This window comes from Streptomyces tuirus (assembly GCF_014701095.1).
Taxonomy (GTDB): Bacteria; Actinomycetota; Actinomycetes; order Streptomycetales; family Streptomycetaceae; genus Streptomyces; species Streptomyces tuirus.
On the sequence record NZ_AP023439.1, the window covers coordinates 917403 to 932935 of the forward strand.

Below are 15533 nucleotides of genomic sequence, written 5' to 3' on the forward strand. Positions count from 1 at the left end.
CCGCAACCTCATACGACCGCTGTCACGGTCCCCGCCCCCACAGTCCGCCCGCCCTCACGGATCGCGAACCCGAGCCCCGCCTCCAACGGCACGTCCCTCCCCAGCTCCACGGTCATCGCAACCGTCTCGCCGGGCCGGGCCACCGCCACCTCACCGAGGTCGACCACCCCCACCACATCCGCGGTCCGGATGTAGAACTGCGGCCGGTACCCGGAGGAGACGGGCGTCGTACGCCCGCCCTCACGCGCGGACAGCACATACACCTGCGCCGTGAACCGGCGACTCGGCACGACACTCCCCGGCGCCGCGACCACATGCCCCCGCCGCACGGCATCGCGCGGCACTCCCCGCAACAGCAACGCCACGTTGTCCCCGGCCTGCGCCTCCTCCATCGGCTTCCCGAAGGTCTCCAGCCCCGTGACCACCGTCTCGACGGAGGCCCCGAGCACCTCGACCCGGTCACCGACGCGCACCACACCCCGCTCGACCGCCCCGGTCACCACGGTCCCCCGCCCGGTGATGGTCAGCACGTTCTCCACGGGCAGCAGGAACGGCGCGTCCAGATACCGCTCCGGCATCGGCACATACGTGTCCACCGCGTCGAGCAGCGCCTCGACCGACGCCGTCCAGCGCGGGTCCCCCTCCAGCGCCTTCAGACCCGAGACGCGGACGACGGGGACGGAGTCGCCGCCGTAGCCGTGCGCGGTGAGCAGGTCGCGGACCTCCAGCTCGACCAGGTCGGTCAGCTCCTCGTCGCCCGCGTCGGCCTTGTTGAGGGCGACCACGATGTGGTCGACGCCCACCTGCCGGGCGAGCAGGACGTGTTCGGCCGTCTGCGGCATGATCCCGTCGAGCGCGGAGACGACCAGGATCGACCCGTCGAGCTGGGCGGCGCCGGTGACCATGTTCTTGACGTAGTCGGCGTGGCCCGGCATGTCGACGTGCGCGTAGTGCCGGGTGTCGGTCTCGTACTCCACGTGCGCGATGTTGATGGTGATGCCGCGCGCCGCCTCCTCGGGGGCGCGGTCGATCCGGTCGAACGGCACGAACGCGCCACTGCCGCGGTCGGCCAGGACCTTGGTGATGGCTGCGGTCAACGTGGTCTTGCCGTGGTCGACATGACCCATCGTGCCGATGTTGAGATGCGGTTTCGTACGGACATAAGCCGTTTTGGACATGGCTGTACCTCGAAGCGTCTGCTCGGCGAAGAAGAAGTGGGACCCCGAGGACCTGCCCGACCCTCCCCTTGCGGGGTCCGCCGGACGAACCGGAGAGGGTCAGCTTCGGGCGCCGTCCATGACGGCCGTGAGATCGACGACGGCAGCCTTCGGGGCATCCGTGACCACGGATGCTGCGAGGGTGAAGGCGTGCCGGAACATGCCGTCGATCATCGCCGACGCCTCACCGCACGTCGAATGGTTTTCGTCCGCCCCGCGCACAGGCGCGCGGGCCGGGGGTTGTGACGCCGGTGAGACGAACCATACGGCGATCACACACATTTGTCGGTTAGTGTCACCGGATGCTCGATGCCACCACCCGCTCTGGGGGCACCGCCACGGCCTCTCCCCGGGCCACCGCCGCGGAGCTCGCCGTCGCCGTTCCCCCGGCAACGACCGTCTCGCCCGCCGTACCGACCCATTTCGCCGCTCGCTGCACGAGAGTTCTGCTCTCGCCGTGGTCGCGGCTGTCCCTGCTCGTCGTACTGCTCGCGGCCGGCGCGTGCGGAGTGCTGCTGTTCGAGCCGCAGCGGCTGCTGACGGAGGGCTGGCCGCCGCAGCTCGGTGGCGCCGCGGCGGCGGCGGTGTTCACGGTGGCGTACGGCGTGTGCACCGTGGCGTTCGTGCCGAGGCCGCTGCTGAACCTGGCGGCCGGCGCCCTGTTCGGTTCGCAGCTCGGCCTCGGCGTGGCCCTGACGGGCACGGTGCTCGGCGCCGGGATCGCCTTCTGCCTGGGCCGGGCGCTGGGCCAGGACGCCCTGCGGCCGCTGCTGCGGGGGCGCTGGCTGAAGGCCGCGGACGGCCAGCTCAGCCGGCACGGCTTCCGGTCGATGCTGATGGTGCGCCTGTTCCCGGGGGTGCCGTTCTGGGCCGCGAACTACTGCGCCTCCGTCTCCCGCATGGGCCTGCTGCCGTTCCTGCTGGCCACGGGCCTCGGCTCGATCCCGAACACCGCCGCCTACGCCGTCGCGGGCGCCCGCGCCTCCACTCCGACCTCTCCGGCGTTCCTGATCGCCATGGCGTGCATCGCCCTGCCCGCGCTGGGGGGCGTGGTGGTGGCCTGGCGCAAGCGGCACCAGCTGCGCCGCCTCTGAGGCGCCGTCACGCCCGACCGGTCAGACCCGTTCCAGGACCATGGCGTTGGCGAGTCCGCCCGCCTCGCACATGGTCTGGAGCGCGTACCGGGCGCCCCGTTCCCGCATGGCGTGGACCAGCGTCGTCGTCAGCCGGGTGCCGCTCGCGCCGAGGGGATGCCCGAGCGCGATGGCCCCTCCGTGCACGTTGACCCGGGAGAGGTCGGCGCCGGTCTCCTGCCGCCAGGCCAGTACGACGCTGGAGAACGCCTCGTTGACCTCGAACAGGTCGATGTCGTCGAGGGTCAGCGACGCCCTGCGCAGCACCTTCTCGGTCGCCGGGATCACGCCGGTGAGCATCAGCAGCGGGTCGGAGCCGGTGACGGCGAAGCTGTGCAGCCGGGCGAGCGGGCGCAGCCCGAGCCGGGCCGCGGTCTCGCTCGACGTGATGAGCACCGCCGAGGCCCCGTCGTTGACCGGGCTGGCGTTGCCCGCCGTGATGTTCCACTCGATCTGCGGGAAGCGCTCGGCGAAGCCGGGGTCGTAGTAGGCGGGCTTGAGGCCGGCGAGGATCTCGGGGGTGCTGCCGGGCCGTACGCACTCGTCGCGTGTGACGCCTTCCAGGGGCGCGACCTCGGCGTCGAAGAGCCCGTTCTCCCAGGCCGCGGCCGCCTTGTGGTGGGAGAAGACGGCGAAGGCGTCCAGCTGCTCGCGCCCGATCGACCACTTCGCGGCGATCAGCTCGGCGCTCACGCCCTGCGGAACGAGCCCCTCCGGGTAGCGCTCGGCGACCCCGGGCCCGAAGGGGTCCTTGCCCGCCGGCACGTTCGACCACATCGGCACCCGGCTCATCGACTCGACCCCGCAGGCCACGACCAGGTCGTAGGCGCCCGAGAGCACCCCCTGCGCCGCGAAGTGCACGGCCTGCTGGGACGAGCCGCACTGGCGGTCCACGGTGGTCGCGGGCACCGACTCCGGGAAGCCCGCGGACAGCACGGCGTAGCGGGTGGTGTTCATGGCCTGCTCGCCGACCTGGTCCACGGTCCCGCCGATGACGTCGTCGATGAGCGCCGGGTCGACTCCGGAGCGCTCGACGAGGGTGCGCAGGGTGTGGGCGAGGAGCTCCACGGGGTGGACGTGCGCGAGGGCGCCGTTGGGCTTGCCCTTGCCGATCGGGGTGCGTACGGCTTCGACGATGACTGCGTCACGCATGTGCGGGCCTCCACGACTACCAGTGAGTAGGAAATCCGAACTCACCGTAGCCCGCTAGGTTGGAAAATCCAACCCTCTTCTAGACTGAGCCTCATGGCCGCCCGCAAAGACCCGCGCCCCTGCTCCATCGCCGACGCCCTCGCGCTCGTCGGGGAGAAGTACTCCCTGCTCGTCCTGCGGGAGGTGTGCCTGGGCAACGGCCGGTTCGACCAGCTGGTGCGCAACATCGGCGCCCCGCGCGACATCCTGGCCACCCGGCTGCGCCGCCTCGTCGACGCCGGGATCCTGGCCAAGCACCTCTACAGCGAGCGCCCGCAGCGCTTCGAGTACCGGCCGACCCCGGCGGGTCTGGAGCTGGAGCCGGTGCTGATGACCCTCATGGCGTGGGGGGACCGCCACCTCCGGGCGGACGGCGACCGGCCGATGGTCCTGGAGCACTCCTGCGGCCGTCCCCTGGCCCCCGCCGTCACCTGCCGGGCCTGCGGCGACGAGGTGCGCCACGAAGACGTCACGGCCCGCCCCCAGGCACCGGGCTGGACGGTGACCGGACCCACCGCCGCCTGAGCGCCCTGGTCGACGGCGGCTTCCAAACCCCTGTGTCCTGGCCGTCTTCCGGGGACGCTACGCTTCCCCCTCGGCACACATGATCCCCCGTTCACCGCGACGGCGGCCCGGTGTGCCCGTCGTCCGTTCCCACGATCGGCACTTGGACTCCGCTACCTCATGTCTTGGTTCGAATCACTCATCCTCGGACTCGTCCAGGGGCTGACCGAGTTCCTCCCCGTCTCCTCCAGCGCCCACCTGCGGCTGACGGCGGCCTTCTCGGGCTGGGAGGACCCGGGCGCGGCCTTCACGGCGATCACACAGATCGGCACCGAGGCAGCCGTGCTGATCTACTTCCGCAAGGACATCGGGCGGATCATCTCGGCCTGGACGCGCTCGCTCACGAACAAGGCGCTGCGCAGCGACCCCGATGCCCGGATGGGCTGGCTGGTCATCGTCGGCTCGATCCCGATCGGTGTGCTCGGCGTGACGCTGAAGGACCAGATCGAGGGGCCGTTCCGCGATCTGCGGATCACCGCGACCATGCTGATCGGCATGGGCATCGTCCTGGGCGTCGCCGACCGGCTCGCGGCCCGCGACGAGAGCGGCGGCAAGCACCGCGCGCCCAAGCAGCGCAAGGCCCTGGAGGACCTGGGCGTCCGGGACGGCCTGATCTACGGCGTCTGCCAGGCCATGGCGCTCATCCCGGGCGTCTCCCGCTCCGGCGCCACCATCAGCGGCGGCCTGTTCATGGGCTACAAGCGCGAGGCCGCGGCCCGCTACTCCTTCCTGCTCGCCATCCCCGCGGTGCTCGCCTCGGGCGCCTTCGAGCTGAAGGACGCCACGGAGGGCGGACATGTGTCGTGGGGTCCGACGATCTTCGCGACGATCATCGCCTTCGGCGTCGGGTACGCGGTGATCGCATGGTTCATGAAATTCATCAGCACCAAGTCGTTCATGCCGTTCGTCTACTACCGCATCGCGCTCGGCATCCTCATCATCGCCCTGGTCAGCATGGGTGCCCTGAGCCCGCACGCGGCCGAGTCGGCGGGCTGACCCGGGCGGGTTCCCGGGCGATGTGACCCCGCTCTCGTGACCAACCGCATAGCGATCGCGTAGCCGTCCGGTAGCGGGCTGTCAGTGGCTGCCCCTAGGCTTGTCCGCATGTCCCCCGATTTCGTGACCCCTGGTTCCGTGCGGTCCGCTGCCGAGGTCAACGACGAGATCCGTGCGCTGTGGCAGCGCACGGGCGGCACCCTGTCGGCCGAGGAGCGCGCCGAGTACGAGCTGCTCGTCGTCGAGTGGGCGGCCGCGATCCGAGGCGCCGTCGTCAAGGCGGCCTGAGCGGCTCCCGCAGTCGCCTTTCCGACCCGCTTTCCCCCTCTAGGCGCGCAGCCGCGCCAGCACCTCGTCGTCGAGGTCCAAGGGCGGCTCCTCGGGCAACAGCCCGGCGGCCGAATCCAGTTGCCCCGCCCGTACTCGCTGGTGGATCTCCGTGGCGAGCGGTGTCACGTCCTCGATCCCCACGATCCACTCGTCCGCGTAGCGCGCGGCGGCCTCTTTGGCGAGCCCCAGCTGAAGCGACCGGTGCGGCAGCGGGTTGAGGTGCAGGTCGCGTTCCGGATCCCACTGCACCCGCGCGGGTGCCTGCCTCAACTGCCGCTTCCAGGAGGCCTGGTCGCCGTGCAGCGCGGGGACGTGATGGGACAGGCAGGCGTTGCGCAGCGCCCAGAGGAAGCCCTCGCGGTCGATCTCGATCGCCAGGACCGTCTCCTGGCCCTCCTTGGTGCCCCAGCCGCGGCGGTACATCATCCACAGGAACGACGGCTTGATCCATGTCATGCGCTCCCGCTTCCATGCGGCCGGGAAGCGGCCGTGGCGGGCGGCGGGGACGCCGATCTCCGGCCGGTAGGCCTGGTAGACGGTGATCGTGGACCCGGTGTGGCGGGCGCGCACCTGGAACTTCTGTTCGTGTCGTTCGTTCACGAAGGACAGGCTGGGCCCCGCCACCGCCCGGCGGCCACCGAATATCCGTCACGCACGGCTCTTGGCCCGGCCCCCGCCATGCCCAACACTGATCCGATGACGCAGCGCGTGGAGCTCGCCACCGTGAGGGACCGGCTGGCCCTGGACGGGCTGATCACCGACTACGCGGTGGCGGTCGACGACGGAGACTGGGAGGCCTACCGGGGGCTGTTCGCCCCTCGTGGGCGGGCGGACTACCGCTCGGTCGGCGGCATCGAGGGAGAGGCCCGGGCGGTCGCCGCGTGGCTCGCGGAGAGCCTGGGCCTGTTCCCCATGCGCCAGCACCTGATCGTCAACCGGCGGGTGCGCTTGGGGATCTGGGAGCAGGACACCGGCGACACCGCCGAGGTCCAGGCCGACTACGTCAATCCCATGGCCACCGCCGGGCCCGCCCCCGACTTCGTGTGCGGCGGCCGGTACGCCTTCGCGGCCCTGCGCACGGACGCCGGTACGCCTTCGCGGCCCTGCGCACGGACGACGGCTGGCGGCTGAGCGAGGTGGTCGTACGGGAGAAGTGGCGGCGCCTTCCCGAGCCGAAGAGCGCACCTGTCGCCACCTGACCCGGCTCGGGTGCAGCGGCGGCGCCTTCCCGAGCCCAGGAACACTCCCGTGGCCACCTGCCCCAGCGCGGGTGAAGCTGCGGCGCCTTCCCGAACCCAAGAGCACGCCCGTCGCCACCTGACCCGGCTCGGGTGCAGCAGCGGCGCCTTCCCCGGCCGGACAAGGCACCTGTGGTCAACTGACCGGCGTCCGGTGTCCTAGATCGTCCGCAGGGCGCACACTGGAGGCACCCGCGGGTAGGAGGCGCCTATGAAGACGCTCGGCCACTGGCTCGCCTCCCCCTGGCGCCGCTCGGCCGCCGCCGCGGTCGCGGGCGCTCTCCCCGTCCTCGCCTTCCCCGCGCCGTCGCTGTGGTGGTGCGCCTACGCCGCCCTGGTCCCCTGGATCCTGCTGCTGCGCACCGCACCGACCGGCAAGCGGGCCGCCCTGGACGGCTGGTGCGGCGGCCTCGGCTTCATGCTGGCCATGCACCACTGGCTGCTGCCGAGCCTGCACGTGTTCACGATCGTCATCGCCGCCCTCCTCGGTGCCCTGTGGGCCCCGTGGGGCTGGCTGGTCCGCCGTCTCCTCGGCGGCCTTCCCTCCCCCGGCCGGGTCGCGGTGGCGCTGCTGGTGCTGCCGTCGGGCTGGCTGGCCGTCGAGCTGGTCCGCTCCTGGCAGGGGCTCGGCGGCCCGTGGGGCATGCTCGGCAGCAGCCAGTGGCAGGCGGAGCCCGCGCTGCGACTCGCCTCGGTCGGCGGGGTGTGGCTGCTCAGCTACCTGCTCGTGGCCGTCAACGCCGCCGTCGCCGTCCTCGTAGCGGTCCGCCGGGCCCGGCTGCCCGCCGTGGCCGGTCTGGTCGCCGCGGCCACCGCCACCTCCGCCGCCTGGGTGTTCTCGCCCCGACCCGCCGTCGACGGCCAGGTCAGGATCGCCGTCGTGCAGCCCGGTGTCATCGTCGGCCCGGACGGCCGGTTCGCCCGCGAGGAGCAGCTCACCCGCCGGCTCGCCGGCCAGGACGTCGACCTGATCGTCTGGGGCGAGAGCAGCGTCGGTTTCGACCTCGGGGACCGGCCGGACCTCGCCCGGCGACTGGCGGAGCTGTCCCGCGCGACGGGCGCCGACATCCTGGTCAACGTGGACGCCCGGCGCTCCGACAAGCCCGGCATCTACAAGAGTTCGGTCCTGGTCGGGCCCGACGGCCTGACCGGCGAGCGCTACGACAAGATGCGGCTGGTGCCGTTCGGGGAGTACATCCCGGCCCGGTCCCTGTTCGGCTGGGCCACCTCCGTCGGCAAGGCCGCGGGCGAGGACCGCAGGCGCGGCTCGCAGCCGATCGTGATGAACGTCGGGGACGGCCTGCGCGTGGGCCCGCTGGTGTGCTTCGAGACCGCCTTCCCCGACATGACCCGCCATCTCACGCGGGAGGGCGCCGACGTGCTGATCGGCCAGTCGTCGACCTCCACGTTCCAGCACAGCTGGGCACCCGGGCAGCACGCGTCGCTGGCCGCGCTGCGCGCCGCCGAGACCGGCCGCCCCATGGTGCACGCGACCCTGACGGGCGTCTCCGCCGTCTACGGCCCGGACGGAGGGCGCATCGGTTCATGGCTCGGTACGGACGCCTCGGCCACGCGGATCTACGACGTCCCCCTCGCCCACGGCACCACGCCCTACGTCCGCCTCGGCGACTGGACGGTGTACGCGGCGATGGTGATCCTCGCCCTGTGGGCCGTCGGCGAGGGCACACGGACCCTGCGGCTCAGGCGGTCCGCTCCTGAACCGCGCGTACCACCCGCTCGCACAGTTCGTGGGTCTCCAGCGCGTCCCGGGCGCTGAGGACCTTGCCGGCCCTGACCGCGTCGAGGAAGGCGAGCACCGCCTGCTCGATCCCGCGCTGGCGGGCCACCGGCACCCAGTCCCCGCGCCGCCGCACGGTCGGCTGCCCCTTGTGGTCGACCACCTCGGCGAGATTGACCACCTGCCGTTTGGTGTCCTGGCCGGACACCTCGAGGATCTCCTCGGCGGAACCGCTGAGCCGGTTCATCACGCCGAGCGCGGTGAAGCCGTCCCCGGCGAGCTGGAGCACCACGTGGTGCAGCAGCCCGTCCCGGACCCGGGCACGCACCGTCACGTCGTCGACCTCGCCGGGCACCAGGAACCGCAGGGTGTCGACGACGTGGATGAAGTCGTCGAGGATCATCGAGCGGGGTTCCTCCGGCAGCCCGATGCGGTTCTTCTGCATCAGGATCAGCTCGCGCGGGTGGTCCGCGCACTGCGTGTAGCCGGGGGCGTAGCGCCGGTTGAAGCCGACGGCGAGGCTCACGTCCCGCTCCTCGGCGAGCGCCACCAGCCGTGCGGAGTCGTCGAGTTCGTAGGCGAGCGGCTTGTCGACGTACGTCGGTACGCCCGCCTCCAGCAGCCGTGTCACGATCTCCGGGTGCGCGAGTGTGGGCGCGTGCACGAAGGCCGCGTCGAGGCCCGCCTCGAGCAGGGTGTCGAGGGTGGTGTGCCGCCGCTCCCGCGGGATGTGCAGGCCCTCCGCGACCCGGTCCAGGGTGGCGGGCGTACGGGTCTGCAGGTGCAGTTCGACCCCGGGCCGGCAGGCGAGGACCGGGAGGTAGGCCTTCTGTGCGATGTCACCGAGTCCGATGCAGCCGACCTTCACGGGGTGATCTCCTCCAACGGTTGCCTGCCGGGGCCTGTCCGGAAGCATACGGGCGCTGCGGGGGCGCCCAGTCGGCGATGCCGTGGAAGCCGCGCAGGCTGAAAATCTTGTGGTGCGGCGGAGGCGGCTCGGAAAGGATGCGTCCATGACGAACGAACGCCGGGAGCCCGCCACCACCGCCGACGAGCGCACGATGCTGGAGGGCTGGCTGGACTACCACCGCCAGACCCTCGCCTGGAAGTGCGAGGGCCTGACCGATGCCCAGCTGCGCACCGCCGCGGTGGAACCGTCCGAGCTGAGCCTGATGGGACTGGTGCGGCACATGGCGGAGGTCGAGCGGGGCTGGTTCCGCAAGGTGCTCGCGGCCGAGGACGCCGGCCCGATTTACTGCACCGATGAGGATCCGGACGGCGAGTTCCATCTGTCCGGGTCCGACACGTGGGAGGAGGCGTACGCCACCTGGCAGTCCGAGATCGAGACCGCCCGGCGCAACGCGGCCCGCTTCGGCCTGGACGACATCACCGAGGGCAAGCACCGCCGCACCGGCGAGCGGTTCAACCTGCGGTGGCTCTACACGCACATGATCGAGGAGTACGCGCGGCACAACGGCCACGCCGACCTGCTCCGCGAGCGCCTCGACGGCGCGACCGGCGACTGACGCCGCCCCTGCCGTCACCCCTGTCACACCGGCGCCCTCCGTACGGGGCGCGAGATCACCCGTGCGGGGCATCCTCCGCCTGTCCGCCGCCCCACCGCGGGCCGGACGCACCAGAGTTGCCCGGGTGCATCGAACGACGACCACAGCGACGCTCCTGGTGACCGTGGCGGTCTCGGCCCTCTCGGGCTGTACGACGGTCCCGCACCCCTCCGCGCCGGCGCCCCCGGCGGCCCCGTCCCGGCCGTCGGCGCCTCAGCCGGAGGGCGAGGCGGAGACACAGATCGTGCAGGCACCGGCCCGTGAAGCCCTGCAACTCATGGAAGAGGCGTCCCACCGCCCGAAGCCGCCCGCGTCGGCACCCCGCCCGGCCACCACGCCCGCGGCCGTCTCGCCGGACCACGGGACGTCCCGGCCCGGCCACCCCGACGCCCGCCCGCGCCCCGCCCGTCCGGAGCGCCCCGAGCCGGCCCCGCGCAGCCCCCAGCGGTCGCAGTCCCGCCCTCCGGACGTGTCGGAGTCGGTGCGGCAGGACGTCCACAGGAGCGTCCCGGACAGCGCGGACGTGTGCGCGCTGGGCAGGCGCTACGGGGGATGGCGGGCGGACAGCCCGGAGGCGACGATCTGCCGCGACACCTACGGGCGTTGACTGCCGCCCCGCCACCTCAGGGACGCTGCCGAGGCGGCGTCCACGTCCCCGGGCCGTCCTCCCCCAGCCGGGCCTCCAGCCGTGCGATGGCCGCCCACACGCCCTCGCCGTAGCTGTCGTCGGCGAGGGCCAGCGCGGCCTCCCGGGCCCACCGCAGGTGCCTGCGGGCGGCGTCGCGGCGATCGAGCCCGATGTAGTCGTCGGCCAGATTCAGGTGCAGGGAGGGGTAGAGCGCGACCACCGCGGTCATCGCCACGGCCTCCTGCCCGGCCTCCTCTGCCGCCGTCAACGCGCGCAGGTCCCAGGCCAGTTCGTCCGCCGGGTCGTCCTGGGTGTCGGCCAGGTAGTGGGCGAGGGTGCAGCGGTGCAGCGGGTCGCCGTGCTCACCCAGTTCCGCCCACAGGCCGAGCAGCCGGTGCCGGGCCTCCTCCCGGTCCCCGGCGTGGTGCAGCATGACGACCTGCCCGATCCGGGTGAGCACGGCATCCGGCGCCGTCTGCTCCTGCCGCTCCGCCACGACGCCCTCCGCGCACTCGCCGGCTGTTGCTGCCGACGCTAACCGCAGGCGGGGGCGATCCGGCTCAGGCGGCTCCGGACGGCGCCGGGCCCGTCACGGCACGGCCGTACGACCGCGGGCCTCAGCCCAGGTTCGGGATCGTCCAGTCGATCGGCGTGTGCCCCTGCGCCGCCACCGCCTGGTCGATCTGCGTGAAGGGGCGCGAGCCGAAGAACTTCTTCGCCGACAGGGGCGAGGGGTGCGCGCCCTTGACCACGACGTGCCGCGACTCGTCGATCAGGGGCAGCTTCTTCTGCGCGTAGTTGCCCCAGAGCACGAAGACCGCCGGGTCGGGGCGCTCGGCCACGGCCCGGATCACCGCGTCGGTGAACTTCTCCCAGCCGCGGCCCTTGTGCGAGTTGGCCTCGCCCGCGCGGACCGTGAGCACCGCGTTGAGCAGCAGGACGCCCTGCTCGGCCCAGGGCATCAGATAGCCGTTGTCCGGGATCGGCGTGCCCAGCTCCTGGTGCATCTCCTTGTAGATGTTGCGCAGGGACGGCGGGACCCGCACGCCCGGCCGGACCGAGAAGCACAGCCCGTGCCCCTGCCCTTCGCCGTGGTACGGGTCCTGACCGAGGATCAGGACCTTGACCCTGTCGTACGGCGTGGCGTCCAGCGCCGCGAAGACCTCCTCGCGCGGCGGATAGACGGGACCCTTCGCCCGCTCCTCCTCGACGAACTCCGTCAGCTCCTTGAACCAGGGCTGCTGCAGCTCGTCGCCCAGAACCCCGCGCCAGGACTCGGGCAGCATGGCGATGTCGGTCACGTCAATGTCCTCACGATGTGCGGTCACTTCCAGGCCACAGAACCTACAGGCGACCACTGACAACGCGCCCGGGAAAGCCGGTGCCGGACCGCCTACCAGGCGGTCTTGCGGTGCAGCTCCCACAGCATCATGATCGTCGACGGGTCCATGGCCCGCTCGGCGCCCGAGATGTCCCGGCTGGCCGCCACGTACTGCCGGCCCTGCCACAGCGGCAGCAGCCGCGCGTCGTCCACGAGAACCTGCTGGGCCTCCTCGAACTCCTTCACCACGTTCGCGCGGTCGCTCTCCCGGCGCGAGCGGGGCAGCAGATCGCCGGTGATCTCGGGGGCCGGGTAGGGCGTGCCGAGGGCGTTCTGGTCGCCGACGAACGGCGCGATGAAGTTCTCGGCGTCCGGGAAGTCGGGGAACCAGCCGCGGCCGAACACCGGGTACTCGCCCTTCTGGTAGCCCTCGACGTAGGTCTTCCAGGGGCGGCTCTTCAGGCTGATCGAGAACAGGCCGGAAGCCTCGAGCTGGCGCTTCAGCTCCTTGAACTCCCCGGCGGTCTCGGAGCCGTAGCGGTCGCTCGTGTACCAGAAGGTGAGCGGGACGCGCTGGTTGATGCCCGCGTCGGTGAGGATCTTGCGGGCCTTGGCGACGTCGGGGTCGCCGTAGTCGTCGAAGAAGCCCGTGGTGTGGCCGGTGAGGCCCTTGGGGACCATGGAGTAGAGCGGGTCGACGGTGTCCTTGTAGACCTTGTGGGCGATCGCCGCCCGGTCGACGACCTGCGCGATGGCCTGGCGGACGGCCTTCTTGTTCGCCCAGGCGTCCTTCGGGTTGAACACCAGGTAGTTGATGTCGGTGCCGGTGCCCTCGACGAGCTGGATCTCCTCGTCCTTGGAGGACTTGCTCTGGAGCTCGACGACGTCACCGGCGGCCAGACCGCGGTAGGTCACGTCGATCTTCTCGTCCCGCAGGGCCTTCACCATGGTGGCGGAGTCCTGGTAGTAGCGGATGGTGACCGCGTCGTTCCGGCGCTCCGCGTAGCCCTTGTAGGAGTCGTTGCGCACGAGGACGGCTTCCTTGCCGTCGGAGTACGAGTCGAGTCTGTACGGCCCGGACCCGACCACGTCACTGCCCTTGCGCAGGCGGTTCTCCGGGTAGGCCTCCGGGGACACGATCGACATGGCGGGGGTGGCGAGCACGAACGGGAAGGTGGCGTCCGGCTTGTTGAGGTGGAAGATCACCTCGCGGTCGTTCGGCGCCTGGACCCGCTCGAGGCTGCCCAGCAGACCCGCGGGACCGCCGTTGACGTTGATCTTGCGGATCCGGTCGAACGAGTACTTCACCGCCCGGGCGTCGAGCGCGTCGCCGTCGGAGAACGTCAGGCCCTCGCGCAGCTCACAGCGGTAGACCTGGTTCGACGCGTCGCTGAAGTCGCACTTCTCCGCGGCGTCCGGCTGGGGCGTGCTCGCGCCCGTCGGATAGCTCAGGAGCGTCTGGTAGATGTTGCGGAACAGCTCCCAGGAGCTGTCCCACGAAGCGGCAGGGTCGAGCGTGCTGGGCGCACTGGTGGTGCCCAGGACGATCGGTCCCTCGTCCTCCGGGGTGTCGGACGACAGCACGCCACATCCGGCGAGCAGGGCCGATATGGACGCGATGGCCGCCACCCGCCGCAGGCACCGGTTCCGGTTGAACACGCGCACGCTCCTCGATCTGCCATACCAAGGGTCGGCAGACCATACCGCAGTGCCGGGCCCGCTGACCCTCCCCGGTACATGACCTCTTGATCGATAAACCCTTGACGACGTTGTCATCGCGATTTGCGGTGTTTTTACGCCGACACGGGCGCCGTTTGTGTCAACGGGCGCCCGTGCCGATCCGCGTGCCCGGTCCTCGTCAGCCGGTTCCGGCGTTGAGGAAGATGCCGCCGTCCACCACGAGCGTCTGGCCGGTGACCCAGTCGGACTGCTCGGAGGTGAGGAACGCGGCAGCGCCCCCGATGTCGGAGGGCACGCCCAGCCGGCCCAGCGGGTAGGCCGCCGCGGCCTCATCCTCCCGGCCCTCGTACAGGGCCTGGGCGAACTTGGTCTTCACGACCGCCGGGGCGATCGCGTTGACCCGCACCTTGGGCGCGAACTCGTGCGCGAGCTGCACGGTCAGGTTGATCATCGCGGCCTTGCTGACGCCGTACGCGCCGATGAACGGCGAGGGTGACAGGCCCGCGACCGAGGCGATGTTGACGATCGCGCCGCCGTTGTCCTTCTGCCAGGCGTGCCAGGTCCGCTGGGCGAAGCCGAGCGCCGAGACGACGTTGGTCTCGAAGACCTTGCGGGCGACGTTCAGGTCGAGGTCGGCGATCGGCCCGAACACGGGGTTCGTGCCCGCGTTGTTGACCAGGTAGTCGACGCGGCCGAAGGCCTCCATCGTGCGCTCGACGGCGACGGCCTGGTGGGCCTCGTCGTGCGCCTTGCCCGCCACGTAGACCGCGCGGTCGGCGCCGAGCTGCTCGACGGCCTCCTTGAGGGCGTCCTCGTTGCGGCCGGTGATGCACACGCGGTCGCCGCGCGCGATCAGGGCCTCGGCGACGCCGTAGCCGATGCCGCGGCTGGCGCCCGTGACGAGGGCGACCTTGCCGGAGAGTTCCACGGAAGTCATGTCAGTTCGTCCTTAGTCGAGCGGTCCGCCGGCCACGTACAGCACCTGGCCGGAGACGAATCCGGCGGCCTCGCCGGTGAAGAAGGCGATGGCGTTGGCGATGTCCTCCGGCTCACCGACCCGGGCCACCGGGATCTGGGTGGCGGCGGCGGCCTTGAAGTCCTCGAAGCCCATGCCGACACGGTCGGCGGTGGCCTTGGTCATCTCGGTCGCGATGAAGCCGGGGGCGACGGAGTTGGCGGTGACGCCGAACTTGCCGAGCTCCTTGGCGAGGGTCTTGGTGAAGCCCTGCAGGCCCGCCTTGGCGGCCGAGTAGTTCACCTGGCCGCGGTTGCCGAGCGCGGACGACGACGACAGGTTGACGATCCGGCCGAAGCCCGCGTCGACCATGTGCTTCTGACAGGCCTTGGACATCAGGAAGGCGCCGCGCAGGTGCACGTTCATGACGGTGTCCCAGTCGGAGACGCTCATCTTGAAGAGCAGGTTGTCGCGCAGCACGCCCGCGTTGTTGACCAGGATGGTCGGCGCGCCGAGCTCCTCGGCGATCCGCGCGACGGCCGCCTCGACCTGTGCCTCGTCCGAGACGTCGCACCCGACCGCGATGGCCTTGCCGCCGGCGGCCGTGATCTTCTCGACGGTGTCCTTGCAAGCCGCCTCGTCGAGGTCGAGCACGGCGACCGCGCGGCCCTCGGCGGCCAGTCGTACGGCGGTGGCGGCACCGATACCGCGCGCGGCACCGGTCACGACGGCAACCCGCTGGTCAGTGGTGGACATGACTGCTACTCCTCAGGTGAGCGACCGCTTAGTACCTTCAGTGGGTGTGACGCTAGAAGCCCTGGCACGCGGTGTCAACGGCCGCGGGCGGCATGTGATCCATCACCCGGGCCCACCCTGCCCGGCAGCGCCCTCAGGGACACCCGATCGGCCCATGGCCACGCGCCGCCGCACGTCTCGGCGCCTAGCGTCGGAGCGCGGCCACCGTGGCCGGAAGGGAG

The 15533-nt window shown here is 71.5% G+C and carries 16 protein-coding genes and 1 pseudogene; 8 read left to right on the top strand and 9 right to left on the bottom strand.

Going from position 1 to position 15533, the window contains the following annotated elements; genetic code table 11:
- Window positions 1-8: 8 nt before the first annotated feature.
- On the bottom strand, window positions 9-1178 hold the full coding sequence (gene tuf, locus IGS69_RS04340) for an elongation factor Tu (protein WP_190897146.1): 1170 nt from the start codon (window positions 1176-1178) through the stop codon (window positions 9-11).
- A gap of 341 nt (window positions 1179-1519) precedes the next feature.
- Here tuf and IGS69_RS04345 point away from each other — a divergent pair, with 341 nt between their 5' ends.
- Window positions 1520-2311, top strand: a complete 792-nt coding sequence (locus tag IGS69_RS04345) for a TVP38/TMEM64 family protein (protein WP_190897148.1) — start codon at window positions 1520-1522, stop codon at window positions 2309-2311.
- 21 nt (window positions 2312-2332) lie between these two features.
- Here the strand turns inward: IGS69_RS04345 and IGS69_RS04350 are convergent, their stop codons facing one another.
- The gene (locus IGS69_RS04350) at window positions 2333-3502 is read right to left on the bottom strand and encodes a thiolase family protein (RefSeq protein ID WP_190897150.1); all 1170 of its coding nucleotides are present in this window, start codon (window positions 3500-3502) and stop codon (window positions 2333-2335) included.
- A gap of 93 nt (window positions 3503-3595) precedes the next feature.
- Between IGS69_RS04350 and IGS69_RS04355 the strand changes: the two genes are divergently transcribed.
- The 3 genes from IGS69_RS04355 to IGS69_RS04365 all read left to right on the top strand — a co-directional run bounded on the left by IGS69_RS04355 (window position 3596) and on the right by IGS69_RS04365 (window position 5389).
- Window positions 3596-4066 carry a winged helix-turn-helix transcriptional regulator gene (locus IGS69_RS04355; protein ID WP_190897152.1) on the top strand — a complete coding sequence of 157 codons (471 nt, stop codon included), beginning with the start codon at window positions 3596-3598 and terminating at the stop codon, window positions 4064-4066.
- Between the two features lie 159 nt (window positions 4067-4225).
- Window positions 4226-5101, top strand: a complete 876-nt coding sequence (locus tag IGS69_RS04360; RefSeq protein ID WP_142165174.1) for an undecaprenyl-diphosphate phosphatase — start codon at window positions 4226-4228, stop codon at window positions 5099-5101.
- A gap of 108 nt (window positions 5102-5209) precedes the next feature.
- Window positions 5210-5389, top strand: coding sequence for a hypothetical protein (locus IGS69_RS04365; protein WP_190897154.1), 180 nt, complete (start codon window positions 5210-5212; stop codon window positions 5387-5389).
- 39 nt (window positions 5390-5428) lie between these two features.
- On the opposite strand, the gene IGS69_RS04370 is transcribed toward IGS69_RS04365, so the two are convergent.
- Complete coding sequence (locus IGS69_RS04370) at window positions 5429-6031, bottom strand: DUF4291 domain-containing protein (protein WP_190897157.1); 603 nt, start codon at window positions 6029-6031, stop codon at window positions 5429-5431.
- Between the two features lie 96 nt (window positions 6032-6127).
- Here IGS69_RS04370 and IGS69_RS04375 point away from each other — a divergent pair.
- A pseudogene (locus IGS69_RS04375) lies at window positions 6128-6630 on the top strand (nuclear transport factor 2 family protein).
- A 250-nt stretch (window positions 6631-6880) separates the two neighbouring features.
- Window positions 6881-8446 carry an apolipoprotein N-acyltransferase gene (lnt, locus tag IGS69_RS04380; protein WP_190897158.1) on the top strand — a complete coding sequence of 522 codons (1566 nt, stop codon included), beginning with the start codon at window positions 6881-6883 and terminating at the stop codon, window positions 8444-8446.
- Here the strand turns inward: lnt and IGS69_RS04385 are convergent.
- Window positions 8370-9275, bottom strand: a complete 906-nt coding sequence (locus tag IGS69_RS04385) for a Gfo/Idh/MocA family protein (RefSeq protein ID WP_190897160.1) — start codon at window positions 9273-9275, stop codon at window positions 8370-8372. The genes lnt and IGS69_RS04385 overlap by 77 nt on opposite strands.
- 145 nt (window positions 9276-9420) lie before the next feature.
- Between IGS69_RS04385 and IGS69_RS04390 the strand changes: the two genes are divergently transcribed.
- Both IGS69_RS04390 and IGS69_RS04395 read left to right on the top strand, forming a co-directional pair.
- Window positions 9421-9933 (top strand): DinB family protein, encoded by a 513-nt coding sequence (locus tag IGS69_RS04390; RefSeq protein WP_190897162.1) that lies wholly within the window; start codon window positions 9421-9423, stop codon window positions 9931-9933.
- Between the two features lie 124 nt (window positions 9934-10057).
- Window positions 10058-10579 carry a hypothetical protein gene (locus IGS69_RS04395; RefSeq protein WP_190897164.1) on the top strand — a complete coding sequence of 174 codons (522 nt, stop codon included), beginning with the start codon at window positions 10058-10060 and terminating at the stop codon, window positions 10577-10579.
- Window positions 10580-10595: 16 nt separating this feature from the next.
- On the opposite strand, the gene IGS69_RS04400 is transcribed toward IGS69_RS04395, so the two are convergent.
- The 5 genes from IGS69_RS04400 to fabG all read right to left on the bottom strand — a co-directional run bounded on the left by IGS69_RS04400 (window position 10596) and on the right by fabG (window position 15312).
- Window positions 10596-11096, bottom strand: a complete 501-nt coding sequence (locus tag IGS69_RS04400; protein ID WP_190897166.1) for a hypothetical protein — start codon at window positions 11094-11096, stop codon at window positions 10596-10598.
- A gap of 121 nt (window positions 11097-11217) precedes the next feature.
- The gene (gene ung, locus IGS69_RS04405; protein ID WP_190897169.1) at window positions 11218-11901 is read right to left on the bottom strand and encodes a uracil-DNA glycosylase; all 684 of its coding nucleotides are present in this window, start codon (window positions 11899-11901) and stop codon (window positions 11218-11220) included.
- A gap of 92 nt (window positions 11902-11993) precedes the next feature.
- Window positions 11994-13580 (bottom strand): ABC transporter substrate-binding protein, encoded by a 1587-nt coding sequence (locus IGS69_RS04410; protein ID WP_190897171.1) that lies wholly within the window; start codon window positions 13578-13580, stop codon window positions 11994-11996.
- Window positions 13581-13779: 199 nt separating this feature from the next.
- Window positions 13780-14538 carry an SDR family oxidoreductase gene (locus IGS69_RS04415; protein WP_190897173.1) on the bottom strand — a complete coding sequence of 253 codons (759 nt, stop codon included), beginning with the start codon at window positions 14536-14538 and terminating at the stop codon, window positions 13780-13782.
- Between the two features lie 12 nt (window positions 14539-14550).
- On the bottom strand, window positions 14551-15312 hold the full coding sequence (gene fabG, locus IGS69_RS04420; protein ID WP_097215411.1) for a 3-oxoacyl-ACP reductase FabG: 762 nt from the start codon (window positions 15310-15312) through the stop codon (window positions 14551-14553).
- Window positions 15313-15533: the final 221 nt, after the last annotated feature.